This window comes from Vibrio sp. V12_P9A6T4 (assembly GCF_963874835.1).
Lineage (GTDB): Bacteria > Pseudomonadota > Gammaproteobacteria > Enterobacterales > Vibrionaceae > Vibrio > Vibrio anguillarum.
Map to the genome: position 1 here is coordinate 1 of NZ_CAWNJO010000098.1, position 9,560 is coordinate 9,560.

A 9,560-nucleotide genomic window follows, 5' to 3' on the forward strand; every position below is an offset into this window, starting at 1 on the left:
TTTTTCTGGGGTTCGGATCTGGTGTTGAGTGGAATGTATCTGCTCTGATTCGCGCTGTACAGACGAGAGAAGGTTCTGATGGTGGATATCACTCTGACAGGGGAAGTGTGACTCTGTGGTGACTACGTGGCGTGTTTCGGCTGACCTGATGGACCAGAGCTTACCGGAAGTAATTGCGGACCGGATATAGACCGGACTAGAACGAAAAAAGGCTTACGGATTTCTCCATAAGCCTTAAGGAATAATGGTGGCCCCTATTGGGTTCGAACCAATGACCAATCGATTATGAGCGAAGGTCTGACGTAATCTCACCGCACAATCAACATAGAAACCCTGCCCCGAATCACGCCCATATCCACCAGCAAAATCACATCACCTGATTACCCGCATGATTTTACTGACGTCGCCGTCGGGAAATCCACCGAACCTATATCACCGCCGCCACCGTCGAGGAAATGTAGAAAACTGTGTTGGAAAGACAGTACCTTCTTTCGTTTCTTGTTTTTCGATCTCGATCGAGGTTAGAATACAGGAAATAGAATTGAGGATGACAACAATGAACTCAGCACTAACCAATAACGCCCAGACAGAAAAAAGTAATCAAATCGAAGATCCCCAGCGAGCTCACTTAGTTTCTAATCTTCCACATATTAAGGAAGCATTACAACGAGGTTTAAGCGCTAGAAAAAGAATGACTGAAAACAACCCTGTCACCAGTGGTGGTCAGTATTTTTATGGTGATACTATCCGCGCTCTCCGCGAACTACTAAAACCACACGGATATGTTAGAGAATCCATTCGTAATGTAGAGCTTACGCTCAATAAAGAAGAAAAAATTGCAATCTACCTTTGTAGTGCTTGTGAGCAAACTGGAAACCCAGCTGGTTTCCCGCAATCCATTACAGACAAAGGCGACTTTACTCTTGATCTTTTAGCGCTTAAGTTCGAAGAAAACCTCAACTATGACTTGTTCCCAGAAACGCTTCCTGAGTCGAATACCAAAAACAAATTAAATTGTGATGTTTGGTTCCTCCTCCATAATTTTGACAAAAATAACAATAAGCTTACCGCTGAGCTGGCGAGACCTGTATCCTACAATAAGAGAGGTTACGTGACAGGATTTGATCTTGAAAACCGTATAATTATTGACATGGACAACGAAGAAATCGTTGATTCACAAGTCGATTTCAATGATGAAATTGACTTTGATATCGAAGAAGTAAGTAACGACAATGTTTAACTCATTAAGACTAAAAATTGCTAGAGAAAGAAGAGGATATACAAAAAAGGCGTTAGCCGAACTAACAGGGATCACTACGAGAACGCTTTCAACATATGAAAATAAGGGTCTTCTGGACACTACTGACTCAACCTTGGTGAGTCGTATAGCAGATATTCTCAATTACCCTGTTGAATTTTTCTACGCGGATAATCCTGAGCAAATCGTAAAAGAAGGCGTAAGCTTCCGAGCTATGACGAAGCTTAGTGCGTCCAAAAGAGACGCAGCTCTCAGTGCCGGAACACTGGCAGTTGAGTTTAATACCTGGTTAGAAAGTCGATTCAATTTAAAGCAACATGATGTTTTAGATTGCAGCAGCGAAGATTTTGCAGATCCTGAAAGTGCCGCACAACTTCTACGTGAACATTGGGGCTTAGGTGAACTGTCTATTTCCAACATGATTCACCTTTTGGAATCTAAAGGGGTGCGCGTCTTTTCGTTGACTGAGAATTGTGTCGAAGTAGATGCATTCTCATTTTGGTTAGACGAAAAACCTTTCGTTTTTCTGAATACGATGAAAACGCCAGAACGCAGTCGTTTTGATGCCGCCCATGAACTGGGTCATCTAGTGTTGCACAAACATGCGTCTAACAACGGACGCCAAGCCGAGGAACAAGCGGATCGATTTGCGTCAGCATTTCTAATGCCGAAAGGAAGTATTCTAGCGAAAGTACCTTCATATCCTTCTCTAAACCAACTGTTGAAGCTGAAGAAGCATTGGAAAGTATCATTAGCAGCTCTAATACGAAGAACTTTTGACTTAGGTTTGTCATCCGAATGGCATTATCGTCAATTAAACATCGAACTATCAAACTGTTATGGCAGAAAATCAGAGCCGGAGGGTCTAGAGAGCAGGGAAACGTCTTTAGTATTTCAAAAGATTTTCAATAAATTGAGAGAAAAAAATATATCTCGGAGCGAAGTAATCAATGAGTTAAAACTACCTCAAGATGAGCTTTCAGCCTTAACATTTAACAACCCATTTTTTCTGTTCAAAGCTGTTGTATCAAAAGTCAACAATGGGAAAACTACCCTTTCCAGTAACACCTCTCAACCAACTCTAAAAGTGGTTAACTAGCGACACATTTACGCAGAGGGATCAAAGTACAGATCCCTCTATTCTTGCTACCCTAGGAAGCTCCTACCCCGTATGGCAAGCTTCTGAGCAGTAATAACACCCATTGGCCTTTGAATAGGTTTTCTTCGCTGCAGCAACTGCAGGCCCACAACTAGCAAACTCACCAAGATACGTTCGGTTATGTTCCAGTGGCATGTAAGAGCAACCTTGCTTATGCACTTCATGATCGCCATTAGCTTGTTGATTCTTGTTCACATAATACCTAGCCATACTATCCTCAATATCAGTAATAAAAAACCAATATAAAACTTAGCTCATAAGGCCATATTTTCAATAAGGGAATGCAAAATGTTCCACATCTAACAATTATCGATTGTCGCCGCCGACGTCTATCACGAGCCGTCGGCGGCGACACTAAAATAAAAAATCAGATACCGATGTTCAAAGCCACCAATCCCAGATGTTTTGATTAAACTTTAAGCGCACATAAATCACCGACATAATGATCTGAACCTGAATTCTCGGTATTAATCAGTAAATCCACAACCAAAAATCGTGAATAAAATCACAAAAATAAGCAAAAAAGAAAAATAAAAAAAATAAAAAAAATCCTTGCGTCCTTAGAACACTCCTAGGCCGCTCTCAGAACGCTTAAAACAAGCGGATAGAATCTGCTTTCCTCTCAAAAACACCTACCCTCGCGAGAACCGTTTTTAGGAGCTAGAGGCCATATTTACGAAAAAATCAAGACAAAATTTTCTGCCATTTATAGGCACTTTTCAAAATCAGTTTTGTAGGGCAAATTTACGTTCATCAGGAAAACTTAACTCCTGATTTAATTGAATAAACCATACTAAAGGAATTAAAGAATGAATACTAAATTAACCACATTAACTGACTCAGTTTCACCATCTAACGTCGCTCACTCCGTTAAGCTGGCATACAACTTGGTGTTCGCTCCATCAAAATTACCTGCTGACATCGATAACATGATTGATTCAGAAGAGTTCTATAACGGCGAATGCGATTACTCAAACGGATCCACAGCAATCACAATCGCTCAAAACCATTATTTGAGCGACATTGGTGATCCCATTGAGCATATTTTTGAAATGAAAGAATGGATTGGTTCCCATGCAGAAGCTATCAACGATGCAGATATTGAAGTAACTACAAATGTTGTGTTTCCCAACCTGGAAAGAGCTTCGTTCAGTTGTATTCACAATAAAAGCAACCTAAAAGGGCTACCTCAGTCCATCTACGATGCAATGGCATATGTAATCGAGCATATTGAAATTACTCAGGTTGAAATACTCGAACTTTTTTCTGCTGCCACCCATTCACTGGCTATCGACTGCTTTTACTCAATTGATGATTTTGACTTTAATGTCAAATCCGCACTTGAGCACGACCTAAACAAATAACTGATTCAATATATCAATAAAACCCAAGGAAAAAATCTCATGTCATTTAGTACTCAAGCTCTACTCATCACTTACACAAACAAAGCCAAACGACACACCTGCAAAGGTCAGAAAGTCCGAATGGAAGAATTTGTCGAATCCGCAATCGAAGTACAGGCGCAAGTTGGCCGTATAGACAATCTAGACGCCATCACTCGTGAGTTTGAACAACGCTTAGCGAGTAAATCTTCGTGGGGATACAAGCTGGCTGCTGAGCAACTATCCGAAGCAATTAAAACCGTCGAAAAACACTAACCCTTTAGCAACACCACTTTTTTACTTTGATTTTTGACTAGCCGAGCCTCTCGGTGACGGCCTTCTTACACCTCAAATTCAGCAGCCAATATATTGGCTGCTGAATTAAGAATAAATTTTGGAGCATATGATGAACTACTCAAACAACACGCATACTTCGGCAAACTACGAAACACATGGCCGCAACTCGATGGTGAATTTCAACGATTTTTCTGATTCAGAATCAAGCAACCAACCTAACTTTGCACCTCTGGCACTTCAGGCTGTTGATCTAAAGAATTCGTCCGCAGAGCTGACCTTCTTTACGCCTACGGCAGAGAAAGTCTTCTTTCACTACGTGAATGGTCATGGATACCTTCAGTGCAATGGACCCGACTGCCCGATGTGCCGCGCTCAAATTAAATTAGATAGCCGTTACCTATTCCCCGTCTACGATCACATTGAGGGAGAGGTGAAAGTGCTGGCGGTTCCACCATCCGAGAAGCCAAAATCCTTGTTTCCGCAGATCAAGCCTTACGTCACCAAAGGCGGTCAACTCGTGTCAATTGAGAAAAATGGCTTCAACTATGATGTTTATGCGACTGCCCTACCCGAGTACGCTACTATCGATCAAGATAAAATTACTGCGTTTTCCGACGCATTCGACTCTGGCGAAATACGCTTGTCTGATATCTACCGTATTCTGACAGACGACGAACTGCGAGAGATCCCAGAGATCGAGAGACGCCTACGCTTCAAAGGTGTGGCTTGATTGTGGTTAATCCAATCATCATCAGCGGGGCCGAAAGCCTCGCTGAATTTCGTTTTAATAATAGTGCTCAGGCTATGCTTGGGATGCTGGCGCAACACCACTATGTCCTCAACGACTGGATGGTGGGCGTTGGCAAGTCGTACCAACTGGATCAGTTGACCACTTTGGCGTTGGAGTCGAAATCATATGACTGCGTGATTGTCGCAGCACCGACTCGAAAAATACTTGAAGAAAGAAAGCCTCTTCAAAGCCCTTCAGCCGATATTAAAGTTGTCAACATACAACCCCGTCCCAGCAAGCTGTGTGGTGAGGCTCGCGATCTGAATTGGAAAGACTATGAACGTAGAAACTTAGGTCTGCTGGGCAAAAAGCACATTTGTGCCCTGTGCCCAAATAAGGATAAGTGTTTTTGGCCCGACCAATACGGCAAGAATTTGGATGGAGCGAAAATCGTATATGCAACTCAATCACACTTCGTGCGTAACCCCTACTTCATCCAACACATCGTAACGATGGCTAAAGCAAGCAATGCCTTAGTCATTTTCGATGAAGCTAACGTAAGCCTAAACCATTACAGCCGAACCATATCGCCCATATCGATTGAACAAACCCTAGAAGCCGTGCAGGAGAGTCGTCTATCAGACTATGTAAAAGGGCATCTAACGCACTACCTGGAATGTTTACAACAGGCCTCTACGGAGGAACTGCGCGATATATCAGCGTGGCGCTGCCCTGCCATTTTTCCAGATCAGATAACTCAAATCACCAGTATTGGCGATCGCATGTTTGGCGATCGTTTCATCAATATTCTGTATGACCTCCAAAGCTTCGGAGCATCTGAGGCGGAATCACGCGAAAAATTAGCAGATGGTTCAATTCGCTTCCCTGCGCCGCCAGTCAATGCGGGATTCGACACAGTGCTATACAGCGGCACCACCTACCCGGACATACTGAAACTGAAACTCGGGATGGATTTTTACTGCCCTTATTCTCACATTGAGTTTCGGGGGGAATCAACGGTTTGGCACAATATCGCATCCTCAATTGGGACTGCGACAAACTTTAAGAAAAACTCACCGCAAATCCTAGATACCTTCGCCCAATTGACGCTCCAACGAGTGAGAGAAGGGAAGCGCGTATTGTTGGTCTCTAAACAGAAACACGTCGACCACTGCGTTTCCGTGCTCAATCAATTTCTGGCAGAGGAAGGTGTTCAGGACGTTCGTGTGGTTCCCGCAAGCGATTATGCAGAGTGTGACGATATGACCTTAGTGCCCATGATCCATTACGGGGTCATCGGTATTAATCAATTCGAAGAGTTCGATTGCTGCTACTGCCTAAACAGCTATTACGTAACCCAAGACATACTTAACAACGCAATTCAGGATCTGCGGGCCGAGGATGAACGCATAGACGTGTCGATTGCAACCACTGACAACCCTCGTCGGCGTCATGGCGTCATCACAGATCAAAAGTATCGGTACTCTGATGTCGCCAAAGTCGTAAACCCAATGCTGCAAACATTAGAAATGGGGGTTGTCATCCAAGCCATTGGACGCGTGCGCCCATTTACAAAATCGCGTGAAATCATCACGTTTCAAAATAACGATGCGCCAAAGTCGGGTTACGACCATGAGTACAGCAACCTAGAGCAACTGAGAAAACACTTCGGTTTAAAAAGCAAGCAAGCCCGAACGTCGGCAACCCTGTCAGAGCAGATCAATCAGATGATAGCCGACGGGTTTAAGCAGCAAGAAATTGCTTCAACTCTAGGGATCAGTACTCGAACCGTTCGACGCCATAAGGCCGGATAACAAACACTAACTCAGCGAGGAAGGCATGGTCAGAAATGCTTTCCTCACTACTCAAAAGGTCATGTAATGGAATTATTACCTGGAACCCAAGCGCATCTAAAAAAGAAAACAGCCCCGCCATCAAGTGCCTTGATTCTGCCTCAAGATACTTCACATAGCGTCGGGAAAACTCAGTTCATTCAACATGAAGCCGAGATCGATCAAATGATTGAGCTGGCTTACCAATTGCCTCTATCTGCTGTCAGTCTCAGCTTTCAATTCACGTACTCGACTCCGGTAGTCACACTACCGAACGACAATGACAGATATGATATTTCGTCCATTACTCCACGCTTACTCAGCATGACGCTGATGGAGAACACAAGTAACTCGCTAGCGCTGCACTCGTTCGTTATTGACGTTGCGAGCCCCTCGATTCGTCCAAAACTCCAAAGCCTTTTCGATCTGCCTGTGACCTACGTAACCCACGACGCTAAACCTGACCTGCACTGTATTTGGTCATTGGGCCTAAACGAGCCCAGATATTGGTGGGATACATGCATTGCAGAAAAAGCCAGATATCTTGGTCAACACAATAACGCTAAACTCACTCAAGATGCTTCAACGTTCGAAAAGATACAAACCAAACAAACATTGGCTGAACAGAACAAGGTGTTTTATGGCTTTGCTGAGACAGCTCAACGTTACAATGTCCAAAATAGCCTCGCTTCCAGTGCGAAGTTACTGATGGGCTCTGAGCAAGACTGCCCGTCTTTTTCTGCGCTCCAGATTGAACAGACGTCCCAGCTCAGCATCACTGTGGCGAAGTTGTACTTAACGCAAAGCCAATCCTGCCTCATGTTTGGCATCCACCAACACCTTATCAATATTGAGATGCCTTGGGTCGTGACTAACGCCGCCATCGAGTGGAATGGCTTTAAGGTATGCAGAGATAAGTGCCGTCAAATTCTCGAAGCGTGCGAGCGTAAACTTAATCTATACAGTCAAGAGCTAGCGCAACTAGGGATGACAAACCCCAATAGCCAGCATCAAAAACAAGCGCTTTTTGCTTCGCTCGGATTACTGCATCACTTCAAAGATGGAGACGACTATAGTTTTCAGCGTGAAGTGCTAAGCAAGAACTACGCTTTGCACCCAGCGGTAGCATTCTTGGCAAAATATACGCATATCGATTCTTTCTACAAAGACGTCATTTTACAGCCCGGTATTGTCGGTAGTGACGGACGAGTTCACTCAGAACAAAAACAACTTACGGCTGCGACAGGCCGACAGGCTACCGTTGCGCCAAATATCTTGGGGCTTCCTGCTGTCCTTCGTCCGTTAGTGGTTGCACAAGACGGTTACGTGATTGGAGAAGTCGATCTTGCACAGATTGAGGTAGCCATTGCTGCTGGTGTGTATGGCGACTCAAACTTAGTCAAGATGTATAACCAAGGCGATCTATACACGGCCATGGCCCAAGAGTTCTTCTGTGAAGAGTTAGAACCGGAATACAGCACCTGCGATTCAGCGGTCTTCAAAGAAAAATATCCTGAGAAAAGAGCCATCATGAAGCAATGCACCCTAGGCCTAATTTACGGTATCACCAGCTTCGGAATAGCGAAAAAACTCAATATCAGTGTCAACAAGGCCACGGAACTGATGGATAAGTTTCTATCGATGTTTCCCGAACTGCAAAAAGCCATTGAGAGAATGCCCCAGTATGGCGCTCTGCGAGGCCATGTAAGCACCGCAACGGGATTGCACCGATATCGTCAATTGGATGCTAAGCGCGGCCATACTGAGAAAAACTGGATGGTGAACATGCCAGTACAAGGTACAGCTGCGGCCCTGTTCAAAGCAGCCGGAAATCGACTTCATCAATTGTATAAGGGCTACAACGCCAAATTGATCGTAGCGATGCACGATGCCTTTGTTTTCGAAGTACCTAAAGAATGCCTAAATGAAGTCAGCGAATTAACTGCACAGATCATGGCCCAAGTGGTGCAGGAAATGTATCCCCAGTTGAAGATAAGAGCCGATATCAACATAAGCCAACCAGATTGTTGGACCAAAGATGGCGATCCGAACACTCTGGATGTGTGGCTAGCTAAATGACCAGAACTGGACGCAAAGCCTAATAAATTTAGTATTAAGATTTTGTGTCCACTTTTTCTGTTTCTCAAATAGTGATTAGTGGGCAAATCGATACTTAGTTGATTGGATAGATCTCTTAGTGGTACCAATGCCCTAGCACACTTATGCCCCAAAGTGTGTTACACCTTGAAATATGAATTCAGATAATCAGCAATTTTAGACATACAAAAAGCAATGAGTGACAAAAGGCAAGACTTGACCCTCTATGTCGAATATGTTGAAAGCACAAAAATCCGTTCTTTCGTTCGGTTGCTGCATACCGTTTGTTGTTAACTCTGCACTCGCTGGTTCTTTCACTACTTTTGCCAGTTCCTGGTAATCCATAAATACGCTTCGCTGTTTATGGTATCCCCCACATCCCCCATTCTTTTTTGTTGGAGGCTATGCAGGCGCTTTAGGTGTTATCTCTTTCTTGGGCTACGCGCTTGCTAAATTTTTGGGCGTTGCGAGGTCGGTACCGTGGGGGATTAGTTATGAACTAAATTTAAATGTTGAGTTCGTAATTCAGTTCTAAGTTATCTATCACTGCTTCAACCATATCTTTATTACTTAGCCAGAAGTTAAATGTATTTTCACTTCTTTTGTCACTGTCAATTTCTGATTTTTTTCGTGTGTCGACATTCCATATTCTATTTAAAATCCATATTAATGCTGCCTTTTCAGATATTATTAATTTCTCATCTTTCATTGCGAAATCGTTAATTAAAGCCTGTTTTTGATGACTATCTAGTTTTGGGTGAGGAACTAAAAGTAATGGGATTTCTGTTATCCAAGCTTTGTCTTC

The 9,560-nt window shown here is 43.5% G+C and carries 8 protein-coding genes and 1 pseudogene; 7 read left to right on the top strand and 2 right to left on the bottom strand.

What is annotated here, in order from left to right:
- Window positions 1-556 precede the first annotated feature (556 nt).
- Together AACQ42_RS15335 and AACQ42_RS15340 are read left to right on the top strand one after the other, a co-directional pair.
- Window positions 557-1,240: a hypothetical protein gene (locus AACQ42_RS15335; protein ID WP_025536889.1), complete on the top strand. Its 684-nt coding sequence runs from the start codon at window positions 557-559 to the stop codon at window positions 1,238-1,240.
- On the top strand, window positions 1,233-2,357 hold the full coding sequence (locus AACQ42_RS15340; RefSeq protein ID WP_094165536.1) for a helix-turn-helix domain-containing protein: 1,125 nt from the start codon (window positions 1,233-1,235) through the stop codon (window positions 2,355-2,357). The genes AACQ42_RS15335 and AACQ42_RS15340 overlap by 8 nt, the downstream gene beginning before the upstream one ends.
- A 63-nt stretch (window positions 2,358-2,420) precedes the next feature.
- Here AACQ42_RS15340 and AACQ42_RS15345 read toward each other — a convergent pair whose 3' ends face one another.
- Window positions 2,421-2,612, bottom strand: coding sequence for a hypothetical protein (locus AACQ42_RS15345; RefSeq protein ID WP_005521791.1), 192 nt, complete (start codon window positions 2,610-2,612; stop codon window positions 2,421-2,423).
- Window positions 2,613-3,226: 614 nt separating this feature from the next.
- Between AACQ42_RS15345 and AACQ42_RS15350 the strand changes: the two genes are divergently transcribed.
- From AACQ42_RS15350 to AACQ42_RS15370, 5 genes are all read left to right on the top strand, one after another.
- Window positions 3,227-3,781 (top strand): hypothetical protein, encoded by a 555-nt coding sequence (locus AACQ42_RS15350; protein WP_094165537.1) that lies wholly within the window; start codon window positions 3,227-3,229, stop codon window positions 3,779-3,781.
- Window positions 3,782-3,820: 39 nt separating this feature from the next.
- Window positions 3,821-4,075, top strand: coding sequence for a hypothetical protein (locus AACQ42_RS15355; RefSeq protein ID WP_039442024.1), 255 nt, complete (start codon window positions 3,821-3,823; stop codon window positions 4,073-4,075).
- Window positions 4,076-4,202: 127 nt separating this feature from the next.
- The gene (locus tag AACQ42_RS15360) at window positions 4,203-4,826 is read left to right on the top strand and encodes a hypothetical protein (protein WP_141195647.1); all 624 of its coding nucleotides are present in this window, start codon (window positions 4,203-4,205) and stop codon (window positions 4,824-4,826) included.
- A gap of 119 nt (window positions 4,827-4,945) precedes the next feature.
- A complete protein-coding gene (locus AACQ42_RS15365) occupies window positions 4,946-6,640 on the top strand; it encodes a helix-turn-helix transcriptional regulator (RefSeq protein WP_254918570.1) in 1,695 nt (564 codons plus the stop codon).
- 66 nt (window positions 6,641-6,706) lie between these two features.
- On the top strand, window positions 6,707-8,737 hold the full coding sequence (locus AACQ42_RS15370; protein ID WP_094165540.1) for a DNA polymerase: 2,031 nt from the start codon (window positions 6,707-6,709) through the stop codon (window positions 8,735-8,737).
- A gap of 523 nt (window positions 8,738-9,260) precedes the next feature.
- Here the strand turns inward: AACQ42_RS15370 and AACQ42_RS15375 are convergent.
- Window positions 9,261-9,560, bottom strand: a pseudogene (locus tag AACQ42_RS15375) (hypothetical protein); the annotation flags it as partial.